Here is a 20,659-nt window from a genome sequence, read left to right as displayed (position 1 = left end):
TGTATTTCGCCTACAACAAAACTGTAAAGTACTAATTTTTTTAGTACCTTGAACCTTTATGTGAAATAAAAGTAAAATTTTCAAAAAACATATTGAAATCAATATGTCATGCTATGATGAATCCGTCATATTTTACCTTTGCATCCAAAGGAAGTGATCGTATTCATAAGTGGATCGCATGCTCGTTAGATTGGGTTGGCTTATATTTATTGCACCGTCAAAAAAGCAGGCAGTCTCAGTTTATGCCTTATGACCAACCGCTTTTTGATGATGTAAGTTGGGATATCGTGTATCCGATGCCGGAAATACCAGATGTCCACTTTGGGCATATACATAAGCAGATGAATTATGAAATTTACCGCTTTTCATTTCAAAGTCCAATGGAATCTGGAGACGAGATAAATGATCGAGTTCAAGGGAATGTTTATTTCCACTCTTCCCGCTCTCCTGTTCACATTGTGGTTGTCCACGGGTGGAGGATGGAGCAATGGGAAAAAATCAATCGATTATTCTTAAATCCCTTTGACAAATCAGGATTTCACATGTGGCAAATGATGCTTCCTTTCCATTTTGACAGAGCTTATTCCACATATAGCGGGGAATATATGATTAGCGCAAATATAGAGCGCTCTATTTTTTCGGTTAGGCAAGCTGTCACGGAAATTCGCGCACTTATTCGCTGGATTAAACAGAACAAAGGCGGAAACGTCATCTTGGTCGGGGTAAGTTTAGGAGGGCTAATGGCAAATCTAGTCGCTACCGCGGAGGAATATGCTGATGCGGTTATTTCTATTATGTATGCCAATAGCTTATCTTATGCCGTGTGGCATACACCGATTGGGAAATACATTAAGCAGGACTTGCAAAACAATGGAATTACTTATGATATGCTGAAAGAACATTGGAAAATACTTGAACCAATCTCCCGAAAACCGAAAATGGATCGAAATCGTATTTTATTCATTGCCGGACGATATGACCAATACGTCCATTTTGAAGATGCCCTAGCATTACAACAAGCATGGGACATCCCAAATTTCCTTCCTTATCACTGCGGGCATGCTGGCATTATTTTTCACCGCAAAAAAATTGCTAAGGATGTGTTAACCTTTATCCACTCATTATTATCGAGGAGTGTATAATTTTGCTTGTATTATTCGTACTATTATGGCTTGGCGGAGCGATTGTTTTACTTACAGACTATAAACATTCAGCTTCGAAATGGGCAAGCGCTGTCGCTTTCGTCGGCGGTTCTGGTGGGCTATCTGTCGTCATCGAAGAAAATATATTACCGTATACAACGTCTCCTACTGTTATAAAGTTCATCATTGACTTATTGTCATTCATTTGCCATTATGTAACACCTTACGCGTTTCTTATGTTTTCGATTGCGTATTCTGGACTTATTCCACCGAATCGTCAAAAGCGATTCGCATATATCCTTTCCGTGCCGATTTTGTTTATGGTCATCAATTATCCAATATATCCGACTTATGTTGTTCCTTATCATATCGCATTATGGTGGGTCGCTCCGTATATTATGTTTGGGGTGTTTTCTCTTGTATTTTCTTATATAAAAGAACCCGTGGCGCTAGTTGAGCAAATTCGCTAACATAAATTTACATCCAAACAAAAAAGAAGACATGAACCCGATTCCTTGGTTAGAATAGATGTGCCACAACTATCCACAAGGAGGTTCATGTCTCATGAATAGATTAGCACATCATCAAGGAATCGACAAGTTTTTCATAACGTTAGGGTTGGCACTTTATTTCTCGAAACCTGTCATGAAGCATCTCGTTCATCTCGTGGATGCGATGATGACAAAGGGATTTTCGGGAACGCTGACCGATCTACATCATGGGAGTTTTCATCCGAACCATCGCACGACACTGAGCCATTTTTTCACGAAAAGTCCGTGGGAGGAAGAAACATTGCTTCGCAAACTCCAGCAGTGGATCCTTCGTCGTGTCGAACGCAGCTCGAAACGAGAGAATCAACCCATTTTTGTTTCGATCGATGATACGATTTGCCAAAAAACGAAGCCTTCGTCACGGGCCACACACGCCATTCAAGGGTGTGATTGGCATTATTCTCACGCAGAGAAAAAGTCGGTCTGGGGACATTCTCTCGTTTGGCTCATGGTTCATACGATGACCCAAGCGTTTCCTTTTGCCTTTCGCCTCTACGACAAGACGGCAGGGAAAAGCAAAGGGGAACTTGCGATCGAGATGCTTTCTTCTTTGGATGTGAGTCGCCCCGTTTATGTGCTCATGGACTCTTGGTATCCATCCCAAACGCTCGTGGAAGCTTGTCTGAAAAAGGGATTCCACGTCATCGCGATGCTCAAGACGAATCGCATTCTCTACCCTAAGGGTATCGCTATCCAAGCGAAAGAGTTCGCCGAATACATCGAACCGAAAGACACTCACCTCGTCACGGTGGGAGAAGAGCGTTATCGGGTGTATCGCTATGAAGGCTCTCTCAAAGGTCTCGATGATGCCGTGGTGTTCCTCGCTTGGAAAGCCGATCAGCCGATGACACCGAAACATCTTCATTGCGTGTTGAGCACCGATCGGGAGCTAAGCGACGAAGACATCTTGCGCTACTATGCCGAGCGTTGGTCGATCGAATGTTTTTTCCGTCAGTCGAAAGACCAGCTAAAGCTCAATGGGTACCGTGTTCGTCAAGTTCGGGCGGTGAAACGGTATTGGATCCTAGTGCAACTTGCGTATGTGTACAGCATGTTCGAGTCGAACAGTGATGTTTCGGATGGGCTCGATCTCCTGCGCAAGAGAAAAGGACATAGCCTCGTGGAGTTCATTTACCGTGCAGCAAAACAAAATATTCCCATTGATGCCGTGAAAAAACAGCTCCACGTGGCATAAGGGGTACTCTGTTTGTTTCTTTTTATATGGTAATTATTGTTACAAGAATTGCTCAACTACAGAAAATAAAAACATTGTGGCTACACCTCAAAAGGTTAGAAAATAAAAGAAGAACTATTTGTTTTTGAACATTTATAAAATCATATACCGTCTCTCTTTATGATCTTTACTGTTTCAAATGTCAAAAATCCAAAAACTATCAATCCTATTACGATCATAAATGTATTTTGCACTTCATTCGATTCATCAACGATTCCTTCTGGAAGCAGCCCATCGATACACAGCAACGAGAACAGAAACAATTCAAAAACAAAAAAAGGGATATAAATCTTTTTTTTACTCACATAATAAAAATAAGCGATTAAACAAAACATAAAATAATTCGCAAACGCCAATGGATCCCAGATCCTTAGAACAATAACGAAAGCACCTAAAAAGAGATTAATGAAAATAATGGTCGCAACCCACATATGCGTATTCCCTCTCAACCATAACTCCCCCTTCTATACTTATACGGATCGCCGCACTTCCAATACTCCTCTTGGATAACATCACCTATACAAGAAATAAGTTGCAATTAGGTATTTTAAAGGCTCGTCACCGAAAGTTGTACTTGATTTTTTCATAACATACCTTACTTATGCTTCCAATGAAAAAACAGTAAACAAATGATTTTTTGCATACACTTGTTCAGTGTACCGTCTGTCAAGTATATGTTGTAGTGATGAACCATTTTAAATGTTTCGTTTTTTCATCTCGAAACAAGATTATGGTGATTGATCAACTGGCAGGAAAACAAAATTACAATCTATACTCGTGATGCTAGTTGAACGCTAGTGTTCAAACGGCAACCTATAGCTTTTGGAACTTGACACGGTCTGCCGGAACAGGAAAGCGCTCTTGCGTGGGTGATTCTCCTTTGGCATAGTAGGTCGCACTTTCATTCTGCAGGTGATCCAAGCAAGGACTTTTTTGGCGTTGGCTCAAATTTATCTAGCACTAGGGGTAACCCATATATTTAGTTTTTCGCCGAAAATAAACAATGTTCATTTACAAAACAGAAGTAAGAAATGGTAATAAAGTGCACTAGTTTAAGAACCAGTGCACTTCACATTATTATCTAAATTTAATCACCGTTCTTACCATTTAATCGCCTTTCCCGCCGTATATCCTGCAAAGGCAGTTCCTGATAAGCCAGCTAACGCGATTACACCAACAGGAACTGTTACAGGAGCACTAGAAATTGCAAGCATGGTTGCTCCAAAATATGCAACTCCTTCTAATACCTGTCCCCATTTAACTTTAACCCCACCATCCACCAGAACCATTTCCTCGAAAGTTAGCTCATTGAATCCAATTGACACATTTTGTAACATACTCTCCCTCATCCTTTCCTATATAAAGATTATTATTATGTAAAATTCCCCTCGCTCTGTTTTGATAACTCGAAACGGAGCGTATCAGGAATTTTAAACAGAGTAAAGTCAATTCTCCAAATCGATATCATAAAAATGCAATTTTTCAGAACACACTTGATATATTAGTTTAAGTTGATTGAGAAAACGGTTTACATATGTCAGAAAAATCAATCTCTATTCATATACAAACTGAAGTTTTATCTTACATCCAATTGTCCGCTAATCCTGTTACGTACCGACCTATATTAACATGAGTACAGAAACAGAACGATATCGCAACTTATATAAACAATTCATATTTTAGAAGGATTAATACCGATATACACATAAATAACAGGTAGCTCCCCGTTAAAAAAGCTTGTATCGTTTATATATACATTATAAGCTGTTGTAATGGGTTGCAATTTATTTCGACTGATGAATCCAATCAATTGATTATATACGTTTTGTAATCCAACAGGATCACCAATATATCTTGTACTAATGGCATTAACAAGATGAAAAACTTCCTTGAAGACATATCCTTTTGGTAATTCTATCTTCTTATCGATTGGAATCAATATCTCCATGTCGAATACACTTTCATCTCCCACTGATTCAACATTAAATGTTGTAGTTATTAGAGGTCCTTCCTTATTTACATTCATTCCCTCTAGTACCTTTATCATTCTAGTAAGCACGCCATTAAACTGAGATTGCTTAATTTTCCCTCTGTAAGAAACAACATTACCGAATATAATTTCTTGGTTCGTTAATATCTCGAGCATATACCTTCCCTCTTTCAAATATAGAAACATTGCATTGGTTCTACATACACAATAAATAGAATACATAAAACTGTAAAGTACTAATTTTTTTAGTACCCTCCTCCTGTATATGAAATAAAAGTTATTTAAGTTAAATTTTTTAAAAATATATTGAACTTTTTTATAAGTCGTGCTATTATGAAACCGTCATTTTTTACCTTTCTATCCAAAGGAAGTGGGAGTATTCGTAAGTGGTTGGCATGCTCGTTAGATGGGGTTGGTTTATATTTGCTGCATCTCCCGCCAGAAGTTCCGCACATTATGCAATAAACTTTGATTCACAATGACATGAGCAATCGCTGGTAACGGAAAAGGTTGAAAAAGACTTTCTTGGTTTCCTCGAACCCCTTTTGCTGTAAACCCAAGTTGCTCCGCCGCTTTAATCAAACCGTATAAATTCGTTCCTTGCTTATCCGTACCAGCAACTTCTCTTATTTTCGATAAGCCGTACTGTTTGCATATCGTAGCCAAACAAGCCGGACCGCAGTCTTTTATATCGTGTTGCTTGTGCAGTAGTATTTATTGAAAAAAGAAAACATAGTGACTACATCTCGAAGGATCTATAAACTCCTCATCATCTCATAATATGGATGGATTTACCCCCATATATACATCTATTATAGGAATTTCTCCATGCATCACGTACTCGTCGTTAACATGCACTAGATAAACAGCCGTAATACGTTGCAATGAGTTATCTTCGATATATTTTTGTAAATCATAATAAATTTTCTCAAGATTTTCGATATCACCAACGTTACGTGCATATACTGCATGAACTAAATGAAATAATTCTTTAAAAACATATGGTTTCGGGAGACTTACTTTTCCATCAATGGGAACGAGAATTTCCATATCAACAATATGCTTACCATCCACTATTTCTTCTCCAAAAGTTGCTGTTATCATTGGACCATTTTTGTTTATGCCATTACTATCAAGAAATTCAGCGATCTTAATAATCTCCCGATTCACTTGATTACTCTCCATTTTTTTTCTTAAAGATATTAAGTTTTCAAAGCGTATACTCTTTTCCTTTTCAATCTTGGTATCTGTTTGGTTTATCATCACACAGACTCCTCCTCGTATGAAATGACTCATCGCAGCCATAATGACGAATTAACCGCCCACCGAAATATAGTGAGCGGTGTGCCTGAGATTTTATATCTCTAAAAATTTGTCCATTATCCAAATATACAAACCGTACAGAAGAAAACAAACCATCCCACTAATCACAACAGCTAAAAAATTACGAAACGAGCTTGGCCAGTATAATATTGCCATTACTCCAATAATCGGAAAAGTCACAGTAACACTCTCACTAATAAGATTACGCATTTTCTCACCCCTGCACTCTCCTAAGTCATAAAAACAGTAGAAAGGGCTCATTTTAATTGTATGTGGAAAGTTAATTCTATAAACCTGCAACTTTTAGCCATGCTCCCCAAGCACCACCAAGTGCACCTGTTACTGCGCCAGCTACAACTGCTCGACCACTCACATGCCCCGTTGCGATATAACTACCAATCGCGCCACCAGTTGCTCCGATAATCGCCCCTCCCCCTATACGTACAGCATAGATTATAAGCGGGGCAACACCACCACGAATATACTCCAGTTCTTCTTGTTGAAGTTCACCGAAACCCGCTCGACTAAGAGACGCCTCTTCCAAATGAAAGTTTGACACCATTTGCATTCAACCATCTCTCCTTCCAACATGACCTTGTATAAAGATTTGAAAATAAAATATATTTTCAATTATCATTCTATTTTTTGTGCAAAAAGACTGTAAAGTACTAACTTTTTTAGTACCTTTGTAATCATGTGTATAAAACAACAATAATGCTGAGCAAGCATAAAAAAGAAAATTGAAAGACACCTTGCTATTTAAAATGCAAAATGCTCAAAACAATCCCATTCACAAAATATGTAACGTCTTTCAAATGTTCATTCATTCTTTTTCGTCAAGATCTCTTGCCCTAAAATGCAAATATAAAATGAACATACACACCGTTAAAACAATTGCATCTATACTTATCTCATTTTCTCTCAAAAGAGAATAAAAAAATGAGATCAAGCCATACACAATACCTATGCCTATTCTTCTTTTTAAAGGTTTTATTGTTTGTTTCATCATAAAGCTTATACAAAAATATCACTCTACCCCATTATTCTCTTTTTTATGTTTGCTATAATAATGTCTTGCAAAAAACAAAGCTGTAAACCCAGCAATAAGAAACAATCCCCCTGAAACAGCTTCCATTAAATTGTTTAAGTCTCTATGATTCATCAAGATTTTTAATATGACTAATAAACCATATATTGAAAGCGGTACTCCTGATAACAAAAAATATAGAAACCATTTTTTATTCGTCATATGATTTGTCACCACTATTAACCTCCGAAATCATTCGAAAGCGGGAATGTGATAGTTGAACTTCCCGCTTTTGTATGCACTATTTGAAAGCACCCGCAATTGTTGAATACGCTGCCACTTGTAGTCCCATTCCAACAGCTGCAGATGCCGCAGCCCCAGCTACTGTTGGTGTTAAAAATGCTGCTGTTACATAGAAACCAGAAGCGGCGGCCAATGTCGTAACTCCCTCAGCTAGTTGCCACCAATTCACTTTTATTCCACCGTCAATTTGTAGTATATCCGTATCACTTATAGCTTCTAATCCAGAAAAAGCAGTTAATTCCATTATAACTCCCTCCAAATACCAATACTATTTGGTTGTAAAACCATCATAAAAGCTTTTTGCAGCGCTATAAGCAAAACCGATTGCTGACATAGCACCTGCATATTTAGCAGGTGGGGATGGAGCGTACCAAGCAACAGCAACCGCTCCAATTGTTGCAATTGTATATCCAACTCCAGCTGCAATCTTAGACGCATCAATACCTCCGTCAAGACCTAGCATATCACTAGCGTCCAATTCCGAGAAATAATTGTTTAATTGCAATTCATTGTTCACGTTCCTCACCTCCCCTTTAAAAATTATCACTTCGTCCGTATTAAACTGTAAAGTACTAATTTTTTTAGTACCTTCCCCCTCTATGTGAAATAAAAGTTATTAAAGTAAATTTTTAAAAAATATATTGAACTTTCTTGTAAGTCGTGCTATTATGAAACCGTCATTTTTTACCTTTCTATCCAAAGGAAGTGGGAATATTCGCAAGTGGATGGCATGCTCGTTAGATTGGGTTGGTTTATATTTATTGCATCGCCAAAAAAGCAGAAAATCTCAATTTACACCTTATGACCGGCCGCTTTTTGATGATGTAAGTTGGGATATCGTTTATCCGACGCCGGAAATACCTGATGTCCACTTTGAACATATACATAAACAAATGAATTATGAAATTCACCGTTTTTCATTTCAAAGTCCGATGAAATCTGGAGATGAGATAAACGATCGGGTTCAAGGAAATGTTTATTTCCACTCTTCGCATTCTCCTGTTCATGTTGTTGTTGTCCATGGTTGGAGAATGGATCAATGGGAGAAAATCAACCGATTATTCCTAAAACCTTTCAACAAATCGGGATTTCACATGTGGCAAATGATTCTTCCTTTCCATTTTGACAGAGCTTATTCCACATATAGCGGGGAATATATGATTAGCGCAAATATAGAGCGTTCCGTTTTTTCCGTCAGGCAAGCTGTCACGGAAATTCGCGCACTTATTCGATGGATTAAACAGAAAAAAGGTGAAAAAGTCATCTTAGTCGGAGTAAGTTTAGGGGGACTGATTACAAATCTAGTCGCTACCGCGGAGGAATATGCTGATGCGGTTATTTCTATTATGTACGCCAATAGTTTATCCTATGCTGTGTGGCATACACCGATCGGGAAATACATTAAGCAAGACTTGCAAAACAATGGGGTTACTTATGATATGCTGAAAGAATATTGGAAAATGCTTGAACCAATTTCCCAAAAACCGAAGATCGATCGAAATCGTATTTTATTCATTGCCGGACGATATAACCAATACGTCCATTTTGAAGATGTCTTAGCATTACAACAAGCATGGGACATCCCAAATTTTCTTTCTTATCACTGCGGACATTCAGTAATTATTTTCCACCACAAAAAATCGCTAAAGATGTGTTACCTTTATACATTCATTACCATCGAGGAGTGTATAATTTTGCTTCTATTATTCGTGCTGTTATGGATTGGTGGAGCAATTGTTTTACTTATAGACCGTAAAAATTCTGCTTCGAAATGGGCAAGCTCTGTCGCTTTCGTCGGTGGCACCGGCGGATTATCTGTTGTCATCGAAGAAAATATGCTACCGTACTCCGCTTCCTCTACCGTTGTAAAACTCATCATAGATTTATTATCATTCATTTGCCATTATGTAACACCTTACGCGTTTCTTATGTTTTCCATCACATATTCTGGACTCATTTCACCGATCTATCAAAAGCGATTAGCATACATTCTTTTTATACCGATTTTATTTATGGCAATAAAATATCCGATATATCCAATATATATCGTCCCTTACCACATCGCATTATGGTGGGTCGTTCCTTATATCTTGTTTGGAGTGTGTCTCCTTTTATTTGCTTACATGAAAGAAACACATCCTATCTTAAAACGAAATCGTTTCTTTACAAATCTCGTTTTTATTCCTCCGATTTTATTTGCCGTAACAACAAACTATATTTTACGTGCATTCGGTAATCATGATAGTTGGCGCTATAACACAAATATCATCATCATGTCTTTTATTTTTTTTATTGTTGCCTTATTTAAATATGGGTTATTACATATTCGCTTGAACGTGCATCGTCTATATTGGAAGCAATCGATGCAATCGATATTTACTGGAACAGCGATGCTCAACCATAAATTAAAAAATGATATAAATAAACTTCAATTATTTTGTCACACTATTGAACAATACGCCAATGAACGAAATGATGATGACATGCTTACAAATATACAAAATATGAAGAGTACCATTGAACGTTTGCAACTTACACTTTCCGATTTTCAGTCGAAGATCACCATTCGTTCATCCGAGAAAAAACGTGAAAATATCGCAGAAATTATGGAAGAGAGCATTTTATCGCTTCACCCAATGCTCCAACAAATTCAAATACAAAAAAATTATGACCGACCTATCGTCCTTTACTGCGACAAACAACAATTAAAAGAAGTATTTACAAATATGATCGTTAACGCAATTGAAGCAATGCCAAATGGCGGGACAATTAAAATCAACTTTCAAGAAAACTTTCGCTATTATATGATACAAATTTCTGATACAGGAACAGGCATAGACAAACAAACATTGCCACATATTTTTGAACCGTTTTTCACGACGAAACGAAACAAAAGTCAAAACTATGGAATTGGACTAGCGTACTGTTGCTATGTCGTTCAGCAGCATGGCGGGTTTATCGAAGTAGAGAGTGCAAAATGTGGAACAACATTTTCACTGAAATTTCCAAAGTACTCTTTTCTAAAGTAAATGGGGGACAAAGATGCGTACTATTCGTGTATTACTTATCGAAGATGATAAAGATTGGATTCAAATCATTTCTGAAGAATTGAATCGCTATCAAGATATTGAAATGATCGGTATTGCAACTTGCAGTGAAGAAGCATTGAAAACGATAAATAAAAAAGACGTCGATGTTGTGCTAATGGATATATTTTTACAAGATGATTGTGACGGCATCGAATTAACTGCTCAACTATTGGAAATGAAAAAAGAGATAAAAATCATTATGCTTACTTCTTCAGATGAAGATACAATAATTTTCCGCGCTTACATGGCAGGAGCAATGGACTATGTCGTAAAATCAGAATTTCATGAAATCATAGATGCTATTCGAGCCGCATACGAAAATCGCTCTCCCATCCGTCCAACGATTGCACATAAAATAAGAACAGAGTTTTGTAGGTTAAAAAAAAGAGAACAAATGACATGTCCTCTTACGAAAACAGAAATTGCTATTTTAAAATTGATCGATCAAGGATATACCCAACAAGAAATCGCTAATCATTTCGTGATATCTGTGCAAACTGTGAAAAACCACGTAAGTCGGATTTTAAAAAAGCTAAGTGCGAAAAACAGCAAGTCCGCTGCGAGCAAAGCAAAAGATATAGGGCTGTTTGAAAATAAATAGCCCTCCCGAGTCGCCCAGCGCAACTCCAAAATAATTTCACTCACTTTTACTATTCTCCCCTATATCTTCTCTAAAAACATTTGCTAAATTAATCGAAAATCCTTCGAATCGTAGGGTTTCATCTTTATGTGCCTCGATGCGCAACAACTTCGCTTCAAGACAATACAGATCAATTGTTTCATTCCCACACTAATCCTGTTTTCGCTAGTTGCACCGTTCCAGAAAACACAGCGCTTGCTTCGCTGACCAGTTGCCCATGTTCGCCAAAGTGCGGCAAGTGCGTAAGCCAAAGCTCGCCGACGTTTGCATCGCGTGCAATGGTCGCTGCTTCTTCACTTGTCATATGCCCTGCTTGCGCTGCGTTTTGCCCCGCGTAAAAATTACACTCGCAAATGAGCAAATCAGCGTGTCGAGAAAACGGCACAAACTCCGGAATGTAGCTCGAGTCCGCCGTGTAGACGACCGTCTTTCCTCCTGCGGCAATCCGCATCGCATAACAAATCGCCGGATGCACCGTTTTCATAAACTGAATAGTAAACGGTCCGACTTCAAGCGTTGTTTCTGGATCATACGCGATGGCTTTCGTAATTCCTTTATGCGCAAGTCTTGTAAACCCATCTCGGTCGAACGAATGCCCGTAAATCGGAAGCTCAGGGAAAGCGGCACCAAGATTCGTCTTAATGAGCCGTGCATATTGCAACGGTCCAATATCTGCGACATGGTCGTGATGATAATGCGACACAATCACGGCATCTAGCTCTTCAATCGCTATATACCGTTGCAATTTCGCAAGCACACCGCTGCCGCAATCCACTAATAACCGAAATCCTTCGTGCTCGAATAAATAACCAGACGTTGCCTCATCGACAGCTGGAAATCCACCCCAATACCCTAATACCGTCACTTTCATTACTATCCACCTCTACCACGTTTTTTTCTTTTATCATACAAAATTCCCCAACATTTTGCATCATTGTGGAATTTTGTTTTAAAACAGATATTGACTTTATGTAATCTGTTATAATACAATATAACCAACAAATCAATGGAGGCGATCGAAATGTTAATGAAAATTTCCGAGTTTTTCAAAAACCTACCACGCAAAAAATGTGCAGAATGCGGAAAAGAAATGGAAGAACAACACGAATGCTACGGGAACAAATGCAACGACTGTTTAGGTGTAACGTTCCACCATTAAAAAAGGATGCTCGCTTTTGGTGAGCATCCTTTTTTTTGTGTGTGAATATTGAAATCGATTCCACATTTCCCTTATTCTTTCACCGAACCAGACGTTAAACCAGATACAATCCGACGTTGGAACAATAGCACCATAATGACAAGCGGAATCGTCACAATGACGGTTGCCGCGGAAATTTCACCCCACGGAATCGTATACTGCCCTTGGAACATCGCAATACCAACAGGGACTGTTTTATATTTTTCCGCTGTATTAATCGTTAACGAGAATAAAAATTCGTTCCACGCTGCGATAAAGACGAGAATCGATGTCGTAAACACACCTAGCACGGCCAGCGGCAAAATGACTTTAAAGTACGTTTGCATCGGAGTGGCACCGTCCATTTTCGCCGCTTCTTCTAAATCAAACGGAATTTTGCGGAAAAATGTTACTAATAGCCAAATCGATAACGGCAACGCAAACGTCGTATACGGAATAATTAACCCTAAATAACTGTTCGTTAACCCGAATTTTTTCACAAACATATAAATCGGCGAAATCGTCGCAATTTGTGGAAACATCGATACCGCTAACACAATACCAAGAATGATCGCTTTCCCTTTAAACTCGAGCCGTGCGATCGCATATGCCGCAAAAGCCGCGACAAACACTGTATAAACAGTCGTAATCGTCGCCACTACAGTACTGTTCCATAAATAGCGCAAAAATGGATAGTTCACAAATACGGAAACGTACGATTTGAGCGTCGGATGGCTTGTAAACCAGTTAAACGCTTTGTCGCCAAACAACTCGCTCAACGGTTTGACAGAACTAAGCAAAATCCATAGGAACGGAAACATGACAAAAAACACAAACGCAGCTAAAAACACATAAAATAACGGTCCTGCCTTTTTCTGCATCATCTCACCTCTTCTCTATTTTTTCGCGCTCGCACCATCCGAGAGTAAGTCCGCCCCTAACAATTTAATATAAATAATGGAGATAATCGCGACGCAAATGAACACGATGACTGCTAACGCTGAGCCGCCTCCAAAATTCGTTTGCGAGAACATGACTTTATACGCTAAAATCGAAATCGTTTCTGTCGAGTTGGCCGGACCTCCACCCGTTAATACATAAATTAAGTCAAAAACGCGGAACGCATCGAGCGTGCGGAATAATAGCGCTACTAAAATGCTTGATTTTAGTAACGGCAACGTAATTTTCGTGAATTGCTGCCATTTCGTCGCGCCGTCAATCGAAGCCGCTTCATATAAAGAACTTGGAATCGTTTGTAAGCCCGCAAGCAACAATAATGCCATATAAGGAGTCGTTTTCCATACGTCAGCGAAAATAACCGCAAACATCGCACCAATATCTGTCGTCAACAAATCTCCCATTCGATTTACAAGACCGATATCTTCAAAATACTTCGCAACAATCCCGTTTTGACCGTCATATAAAAATTTCCACATCAATGCCGACACAGCTGTCGGAATCGCCCACGGAATCAAAATCGTCGCCCGCACAAGCCCGCGGCCGAAAAACGCTTTATTAATTAAAAGGGCAATAGCCAATCCCAATACAAGTTCAGCGGCAACCGAAATGACCGTAAAGACGGTTGTATTCCATAATGCTTTCCATAGACGCATATCGCTCAAACTGTCTTTGTAGTGTTTCAATCCGACAAAGTTTGGTTCAATGATCACATCTTTTAACCCTTGAGCAAGCCCGACCACTTTATCCGGCTGTTTCAATTCTCCTGCGTCCCTCATCTGTTCAAGTGTTTTGACGACATCATGTACCGCATCGGTAAATTGATTGGCCGCTTGTTTATCGAGTTCCACAATTTTGATATCATCACTCGGTGATTCAAAGTTATTTAATGCTTCATCGACTTGGTCGTACCGATTCGCTACTTCTTCGTTCGCACGAATCGTTTTATCCATTTTTTGCAGTTTTTGTTCGACGTCGGACAACTTTTCTTTGGCGTTTTCATCAGCAGTCGCCATTTCCCGTTTGAGCGCACTCTTTAGAAACGGATAGTTTTGTAAATACCCTTCTAAATCAAGACTATAGTTTAAATGAATGGATGATTTTGTCGGATCGTTCAACCGATAATCAAACAAGCTGTAATAAAACGACTGAATGACTGGCCAAATCGCTACTGCTAAAATGAGCAACATCGCTGGTGCTACAAGCGAATAGCCCAATATACGCTCCGTCCGCTTTTCGTTCCTCATCGATGCTTCTTTTTTCACAGGACGTTCCCTCCTAACATAAAGGATATTAGCCTTCAGCGCCAAAAAAGCAATCTGAAGGCTAACAAAATCGTTGAACAGCGACAGCGTTGATTGATAAAAATAGCGTTCGTATTGATTAACTAATAAGCGCCCTCTCCTTCGTTTTTCTGCTACATCCCTCGAACAAGAACGCTAGTGGACAAATTGGGTTGCCCGCAAGTCCATTGTTCGAGGAGGACAGACTATCAGCGAACAAACGATTTCACTATTTCATACTCGATTATTTATTCAACGCCGCTTTAATTTCTTTTTCCATATTCGCAACCGCTTGCTCAACGGTTAATTCTCCTGCAAGAGCTTTCGATACGTTAATTTGGATAATCTCAGATACTTCTGGATAGTTTGGTACGACTGGACGCGGTACTGCTGCATTTAAAGCGTTCACAAATCCTTCTTCCGCAAAGAACGGGTTCGCTTTCAAAATATCTTGATCTTTAAATAGCTCTGGGAGTGTTGGTGCTAATCCACCGTAAATCGCTGAAATTTTTTGCCCTTCTGGACCTGTCATAAATTTCACGAACTCCCAAGCTTCTTTCGGATGTTTCGAATATTTGTTAATCGCTGTCATCCAACCGCCTAATGTCGCTGCCGAGCCTTTGTCGCCTGCTGGAAGTGGCGCAACTCCAACTTTGCCAACGATTTTCGATTGTTCTTTATCGTTCGCTAACGCATATTGGTAAGGCCAGTTGCGAATGAATGGCGATTGTCCTTCGATGAACGCCGTATGAGATTCAGGCTCTGTAAACGTTGTAATGTTGCTTGGCACGACGTCAGATTTGACGATTTCGACCATTTTTTTCAACCCTTTAATCGCTTCTGGGCTGTTAATTACCACATTGTTGTTTTTATCGACAATTTGTCCACCGTAAGAAGCGATAAATTCAACGGCGTTACATACTAACCCTTCATATTGTTTCGCTTGCATTAAATAACCGAATTGCGTACCGCCTTTTCCTTTCAACTCTTTTGCCGTTTTTAACAATTCATCCCATGTTTTCGGCACTTTATCTTGTGGAACAAGGTCTGTGCGGTAAAATAGCATTCCGGCATCAATAAATTTCGGCATCGCCCATTGTTTTCCATTAAAGTTACCTGCCGCTAATGCCCCTTGGTTATATTTGCTTACATCTACGCCGTCCTGTTCAATAAAACGATCTAACGGCAACGTATAGCCTGCTTGCGCAAACTCTGCCGGCCATACAACGTCAAGGTCCATGACATCGATTTCAGATGATTGCGCATTTAACATTGTCACATACGCATCGTGCTGTTTCCCTGTATCCGCAGGCATTTCACGGAATTCTACTTTAATGTTTGGATGAGATTTTTCGAACGCTTCAATAATTTTTTCTGTTGCTTTTGTTGAATCTTGGCCGCGGGCATACACAATTTTGACAACTTCGCTTGATTTGTTGTCCGTTTTTTGGCTATCTTTTTTATCTTTCGTTCCGTCGCTAGCATTTTGCCCGCTAGAGCATGCGGTTAATCCAAGCGTAAGTGCTAACATCGCAGATGATACTTTCATTGCTTTTTTCATACGTATACCCCCTATAATAATAGTAAAACGTTTTCAGATATCGATTTCATAACCTCGAATGCTACGCGTGTTGATGAACCGATCCACACTAGCTTGTCGCAGTCGGCTAGACAGACTTAGCCGACTGGACACGCTGCTTCGTATAAATGTTACAATTAAATGCTACAATTGAACGAGCTTGTTTGAAACTGTAGACTCTCTGACAATCAGCTTGAGCGGAAACTCGTATATTTCACGCTGCTTATATTTGCGAGAGTGGATTTTTTCAATCATCACTTCCAGTGCTTTTTTCGCCATTTGATCCACCGGTTGATGAACAGTTGTAATCGAAGGTTCCATCAGTTCAGTAATTTCTTGATTATCGAAACCGACGACTGCTAACTGTTCTGGAATGCGAAAACCGTGTTTATTCGCCTCCGATATGATTCCAGCCGCTACTTCATCGCTACCTGTAAAAACAGCTGTCGGCGGCGTTGGAAGCGCCATCATTTGATGAAACACGCGTCTTCCGTCTTCGCTATGAAACGCATCCCGAAACGCGTACTGTTCATCGAACTCGATGCCGTACTCCGCAAGCGCTTTACGAAAGCCGATTTCACGGTGGCTAGCTACATTGCTTCGCGTGCTGCCGCGACAATAAGCGATCCGGCGATGGCCTTGTTCGAGCAAATGTTTCGTTGCTATGTATCCGCCATGAACTTGATCAAGCATTACTGACGGAACGTTTGCCTGTTCATCAAATTCGTTGCACAACACGATCGGTCCGTAGTCTAAAAACGGCTCAAGCACTTTCCAATCGTTTTGGATCGACGCAAGAATCACACCGTCTACTTGTTTCATTTTTAATAAGTTCATGTAATTTAGCTCTTTTTCCGGTGAGTACCTCGTCTGGCAAATAATCAGCTGATAGCCGTGTTCAGCAGCGGAAATTTCCATCGCTTCTACCAATTGGCTAAAAAACGGGTTCATAATTCTTGGAACAAACAACGCAACGACATCCGTTTTTTGACTCCGCAAACTTCTTGCCGAGGAATTAGGAACATATCCAAGCTGTTTCATCGCTTCCATGACTAATTTTCGCTTATCTTCTGAAACATATGGATGGTTATTAATGACTCTCGACACCGTCGTCCGCGAAAGCCCAGCCAATTTCGCTACATCTTCAATGGTAGACATCTTTCGTTAACCCCCTTGCTCGCTCAAACTGCCGCATCCCTCCGGTTACTGAAATCGTTTTCATATCTGAATTATAATGCACATCGTCCCAATATTCAACTAGCTATATTAATTTTTTTTTGACAAAAAAAGCTCCTGAAGACGATTACGCCTCAGGAGCTTCATTCATCTGTTTCGTCATTGTATAAAACTTCCGTTTGTGCTGAACGGTGAAATAAAAAACGGTTCCGATCGATAAAACGATGATAAATACAGCTAGAATAGCAGCATTTTTCCACATAAACGCAAAATCGCCGCTAGAAATCGCTGCTTTAAATCCAAATACCGAATACGTCATCGGCAAATAATGATTAATCGGCTGCAACGTTTTCGGAATGAGTTCGAGCGGGAACGTTCCGGCACTTGTCGTCAGTTGCAAAATCAAAATCACAATTCCGACAAACCGGCCCGGATCGCCTAACGTTGTGACAAGGAACTGGATTAACGCAATAAACGTAATGCTTGTGAGAATGCTAAAAATGATAAAATTCGGTACGCTCTGCACGTGAAGTTTAAGACCTGCAAGCAACACTGTATCGGCTAACAACGCTTGAATAACGCCAACAATGGCTAAAACGCCGAATTTGCTGAAAAACCATTGAACTCCAGAGCGTGGAATACTTGCCGGTTCGCGCAATGGAAAGACAATCGATAAAAGCAACGCACCGACAAATAATCCTAATGACAAGAAATACGGTGTAAAACCTGTTCCGTAATTCGGTACAGGATGAATTCGCTCATTTTTCATTTTCACCGGTTCGCTAAACATCCGGTAAACTTCGTCGTTCGCTTTTACATCGTTTGCTTTTTTCGCTCCATCGGCTAGCTTATCCGCTAATTGTTTGGAGCCGTCATCTAGTTTTTTCATGCCGTCCACTAGTTGATCGGAACCGTTAGAAAGTTGCGTAACTCCATTGGACAGCGTAGAAATACCGTCCTCTAATTTCGTCATGCCAGACGCTAGTTTTCCGGATCCAGCTGCCAATTGGCTCGCTCCATTTTGCAATTTCGTTGAGCCATCCGTTAATTGATGTAATCCAGAAGTCAATTGCCTGTTGCCACTCGCTAGCTGAGCGACTCCCGCTTTCGCTTCCGTCATTTTTTCACCAAACGCCGTAAGTCCTTGCACGATGTTGCCTTGTCCTACGGCAAGTACGTCCGCACCGGCCACAAGCTTCTGTTGCCCCGAAGCAAGTTGGTCGATTCCTTGAGCTAATGCGAGTTGTCCGTTATACAATTTGGACGCACCTGTTGCCAGTTGATCGGCACCTGTTTTTAACGCGCTCGCTCCGTCGGCAAGCTTCGCGACTCCTCCGGCGACTCGTTTGCTTCCTTCGGATAATGGCAACAAATTATTTTTTAATGTTTGCAATGTTGCTTTTTTATTAGCATCGGTCGTTTGGGCAATCATCGCATCCAGTTGGGCAATGACTTGCTGCAACCCGTCACTCACTTGAATTGCCCCTGTTTTCGTGCTTTCCGCTCCTTGTTTCCATTGCTCTAATGAAGCCGCAAGATTTCCAGCTCCGTTTTTCACCTGCAAGGTACCGTCGGTTAATTGCGGCATTTTTTCTTTCATTTGCTCCATTCCAGCAAGAGACTGTTTCAACCCACTAGACAACTGTTTCGTACCGTTTTCTGCTTTTTTCGCTCCATCAAGCAACTGCGCTTGCCCTGCCTGCATACGGGTAAAACCGTCATCAAGTTTTCCGAGACCAGTTTGGAGTTGTTCCGAGCCGTTGCTTGCTGATTTTAAGCCGTTTTCAAATGCAAGCGACTTTTCCGCTAACACTTGTAAATTCCGATAAATTTCTGCAGCTCCGTTTTTCGCGTCTTTCGCTCCTTGCTCGAGCTGTCCACTTCCTTCTTTCGCATCACGAAGACCGTTTTGCAATTGTACGGCTCCATCTTTTGCCGCAGCCACTCCGTCATGCACTTGTTTGGCTCCATCGCTTGCATCGTGAAGCCCATCCGCCATTTTCTTTACATTCTCTAGCATCGTTTCCGCATACGTAGCAGTTACGGTATGGGAAAGCTCTTCTTTTATTTTTTCGACTGCTGTATTTCCGATTTGTGCGGATAAAAAGTTAAAGCTTTCGTTTGGCATATAAATAAGCGTCATTCGCTTTGGATGCTCATCTTGGATGGTCGTTGCATTCTCCGAAAAATTTTCCGGAATTTTTACGGCCATATAGTATTTCTGATCGCGCAATCCCTTTTCTGCCTCTTGCTCTGTAACAAAATGCCAAGCAAATTTTTTGTTTTCTTTTAATTTGTCAACTAATTCTTTACCAATCTCTAGCTTTTCTCCATTAAATACTGCTCCCTTGTCATTGTTGACAACCGCTACCGGCAGTTCATCTAAATGAGCGTACGGATCCCAAAATGCCCAAAGGAACATGCCACTATACAAAAGCGGAATAAACAAAACAGCGATCACTGGAATCAACAGCTTTCGGTTTTGGATAATCGCTCTCCACTCTTGTTTCATTTTCTCCCTCCTTTATACTATTGACCAGTTTGTTCATTTAGTCATTTATAAGAAAAAGAAGAAGGACCATCTATTGTGATAATCCTTTCAAAAAATAAAGTTCAAACAATTCGGCAATTTTTTCTTCTGATAGCGGCTTGTTGTCTTTTTCCCATTCAAATACGAGTGCAATGTACATTTTAAACATTAAAAATGCAGTAATTTCTGGATCGCACGACCGAATTTCCCCTTTTTGCATCGCCTGCTCGATTTTTTCGCGAATGTAGGCAAGCACCGCACGTTCAAGTTTTTTCATGACTTCTTGCACAGCAGGCGTTCCAATATCGCGCACTTCTTGAAGCAGTTTGATCGTTAATTGGTGCTGTTTGCGAAAGGCTAAAATGCGGTACAACGCGCGATGGACGTTTTCCAAAAACGGACGGCTGGGATCGATCGCTTCTTCGGCCGTTTCTTTAATTTCGCTAATTAACGACGTAATAATTTCATCGAGCAATTCCTCTTTACTATGGAAAAATGTATAAATCGTCCCTTTTCCAACATTGGCTAGTTTCGCTACTTGCTCCATCGTTGTTGCTTTATAACCAAAAAGGGAAAAAGATTTCGTTGCCGCTTCAATAATTTGTTTTTTTCGATTAACTGCCATCGTCCTCATCCTTTAAACTGACTAAATGAACGT

At 40.1% G+C, this 20,659-nt stretch carries 21 protein-coding genes and 1 pseudogene; 6 read left to right on the top strand and 16 right to left on the bottom strand.

What is annotated here, in order from left to right; genetic code table 11:
• The first annotated feature begins 242 nt into the window (after positions 1-242).
• From M4I42_RS10625 to M4I42_RS10615, 3 genes are all read left to right on the top strand, one after another.
• Positions 243-1,142 carry an alpha/beta fold hydrolase gene (locus tag M4I42_RS10625; RefSeq protein ID WP_268852146.1) on the top strand — a complete coding sequence of 300 codons (900 nt, stop codon included), beginning with the start codon at positions 243-245 and terminating at the stop codon, positions 1,140-1,142.
• A 2-nt stretch (positions 1,143-1,144) separates the two neighbouring features.
• A complete protein-coding gene (locus tag M4I42_RS10620; protein ID WP_268852145.1) occupies positions 1,145-1,612 on the top strand; it encodes a hypothetical protein in 468 nt (155 codons plus the stop codon).
• A 94-nt stretch (positions 1,613-1,706) separates the two neighbouring features.
• Positions 1,707-2,888, top strand: coding sequence for an IS701 family transposase (locus M4I42_RS10615; protein ID WP_268852144.1), 1,182 nt, complete (start codon positions 1,707-1,709; stop codon positions 2,886-2,888).
• A gap of 140 nt (positions 2,889-3,028) precedes the next feature.
• On the opposite strand, the gene M4I42_RS10610 is transcribed toward M4I42_RS10615, so the two are convergent.
• From M4I42_RS10610 to M4I42_RS10570, 9 genes and pseudogenes are all read right to left on the bottom strand, one after another.
• Positions 3,029-3,376, bottom strand: coding sequence for a hypothetical protein (locus M4I42_RS10610; protein WP_268852143.1), 348 nt, complete (start codon positions 3,374-3,376; stop codon positions 3,029-3,031).
• Between the two features lie 651 nt (positions 3,377-4,027).
• Complete coding sequence (locus M4I42_RS10605) at positions 4,028-4,264, bottom strand: hypothetical protein (RefSeq protein ID WP_268852142.1); 237 nt, start codon at positions 4,262-4,264, stop codon at positions 4,028-4,030.
• Between the two features lie 335 nt (positions 4,265-4,599).
• Positions 4,600-5,073, bottom strand: coding sequence for a hypothetical protein (locus M4I42_RS10600; RefSeq protein ID WP_268852141.1), 474 nt, complete (start codon positions 5,071-5,073; stop codon positions 4,600-4,602).
• Between the two features lie 294 nt (positions 5,074-5,367).
• Positions 5,368-5,651, bottom strand: a pseudogene (locus tag M4I42_RS10595) (cysteine peptidase family C39 domain-containing protein); the annotation flags it as partial.
• A 40-nt stretch (positions 5,652-5,691) separates the two neighbouring features.
• Positions 5,692-6,183 carry a hypothetical protein gene (locus M4I42_RS10590; protein WP_268852140.1) on the bottom strand — a complete coding sequence of 164 codons (492 nt, stop codon included), beginning with the start codon at positions 6,181-6,183 and terminating at the stop codon, positions 5,692-5,694.
• Positions 6,184-6,526: 343 nt separating this feature from the next.
• Positions 6,527-6,808: a class IIb bacteriocin, lactobin A/cerein 7B family gene (locus tag M4I42_RS10585; protein WP_268852139.1), complete on the bottom strand. Its 282-nt coding sequence runs from the start codon at positions 6,806-6,808 to the stop codon at positions 6,527-6,529.
• A gap of 459 nt (positions 6,809-7,267) precedes the next feature.
• A complete protein-coding gene (locus M4I42_RS10580) occupies positions 7,268-7,504 on the bottom strand; it encodes a hypothetical protein (protein WP_268852138.1) in 237 nt (78 codons plus the stop codon).
• Between the two features lie 64 nt (positions 7,505-7,568).
• A complete protein-coding gene (locus tag M4I42_RS10575) occupies positions 7,569-7,814 on the bottom strand; it encodes a hypothetical protein (RefSeq protein WP_268852137.1) in 246 nt (81 codons plus the stop codon).
• 24 nt (positions 7,815-7,838) lie between these two features.
• A complete protein-coding gene (locus M4I42_RS10570) occupies positions 7,839-8,087 on the bottom strand; it encodes a hypothetical protein (RefSeq protein ID WP_268852136.1) in 249 nt (82 codons plus the stop codon).
• Between the two features lie 640 nt (positions 8,088-8,727).
• Here M4I42_RS10570 and M4I42_RS10565 point away from each other — a divergent pair.
• Both M4I42_RS10565 and M4I42_RS10560 read left to right on the top strand, forming a co-directional pair.
• Positions 8,728-10,599 (top strand): sensor histidine kinase, encoded by a 1,872-nt coding sequence (locus tag M4I42_RS10565; protein WP_268852135.1) that lies wholly within the window; start codon positions 8,728-8,730, stop codon positions 10,597-10,599.
• Between the two features lie 13 nt (positions 10,600-10,612).
• Complete coding sequence (locus M4I42_RS10560) at positions 10,613-11,260, top strand: response regulator transcription factor (RefSeq protein WP_268852134.1); 648 nt, start codon at positions 10,613-10,615, stop codon at positions 11,258-11,260.
• Between the two features lie 178 nt (positions 11,261-11,438).
• Here M4I42_RS10560 and M4I42_RS10555 read toward each other — a convergent pair whose 3' ends face one another.
• Positions 11,439-12,170 (bottom strand): MBL fold metallo-hydrolase, encoded by a 732-nt coding sequence (locus M4I42_RS10555; RefSeq protein ID WP_268852133.1) that lies wholly within the window; start codon positions 12,168-12,170, stop codon positions 11,439-11,441.
• A 150-nt stretch (positions 12,171-12,320) separates the two neighbouring features.
• On the opposite strand from M4I42_RS10555, the gene yhfH reads away from it, so the two are divergent.
• On the top strand, positions 12,321-12,458 hold the full coding sequence (gene yhfH / locus M4I42_RS10550; RefSeq protein ID WP_328284610.1) for a protein YhfH: 138 nt from the start codon (positions 12,321-12,323) through the stop codon (positions 12,456-12,458).
• Positions 12,459-12,529: 71 nt separating this feature from the next.
• On the opposite strand, the gene M4I42_RS10545 is transcribed toward yhfH, so the two are convergent.
• The 6 genes from M4I42_RS10545 to M4I42_RS10520 all read right to left on the bottom strand — a co-directional run bounded on the left by M4I42_RS10545 (position 12,530) and on the right by M4I42_RS10520 (position 20,626).
• Positions 12,530-13,357 (bottom strand): carbohydrate ABC transporter permease, encoded by an 828-nt coding sequence (locus tag M4I42_RS10545; RefSeq protein WP_268852132.1) that lies wholly within the window; start codon positions 13,355-13,357, stop codon positions 12,530-12,532.
• Positions 13,358-13,372: 15 nt separating this feature from the next.
• A complete protein-coding gene (locus tag M4I42_RS10540) occupies positions 13,373-14,680 on the bottom strand; it encodes a carbohydrate ABC transporter permease (RefSeq protein ID WP_268852148.1) in 1,308 nt (435 codons plus the stop codon).
• Positions 14,681-14,960: 280 nt separating this feature from the next.
• Complete coding sequence (locus M4I42_RS10535; protein WP_268852131.1) at positions 14,961-16,277, bottom strand: ABC transporter substrate-binding protein; 1,317 nt, start codon at positions 16,275-16,277, stop codon at positions 14,961-14,963.
• 162 nt (positions 16,278-16,439) lie between these two features.
• Positions 16,440-17,453, bottom strand: coding sequence for a LacI family DNA-binding transcriptional regulator (locus tag M4I42_RS10530; protein WP_268852130.1), 1,014 nt, complete (start codon positions 17,451-17,453; stop codon positions 16,440-16,442).
• A gap of 145 nt (positions 17,454-17,598) precedes the next feature.
• Positions 17,599-19,983, bottom strand: coding sequence for a YhgE/Pip domain-containing protein (locus M4I42_RS10525; RefSeq protein ID WP_268852129.1), 2,385 nt, complete (start codon positions 19,981-19,983; stop codon positions 17,599-17,601).
• 70 nt (positions 19,984-20,053) lie between these two features.
• Complete coding sequence (locus tag M4I42_RS10520; RefSeq protein ID WP_268852128.1) at positions 20,054-20,626, bottom strand: TetR/AcrR family transcriptional regulator; 573 nt, start codon at positions 20,624-20,626, stop codon at positions 20,054-20,056.
• Positions 20,627-20,659: the final 33 nt, after the last annotated feature.

It is taken from the genome of Anoxybacillus sp. J5B_2022 (assembly GCF_026847645.1).
Classification (GTDB): Bacteria; Bacillota; Bacilli; order Bacillales; family Anoxybacillaceae; genus Anoxybacteroides.
Note: the sequence above shows the minus strand (reverse complement) of the source record. Positions and strands in the feature narration are given on the sequence as shown.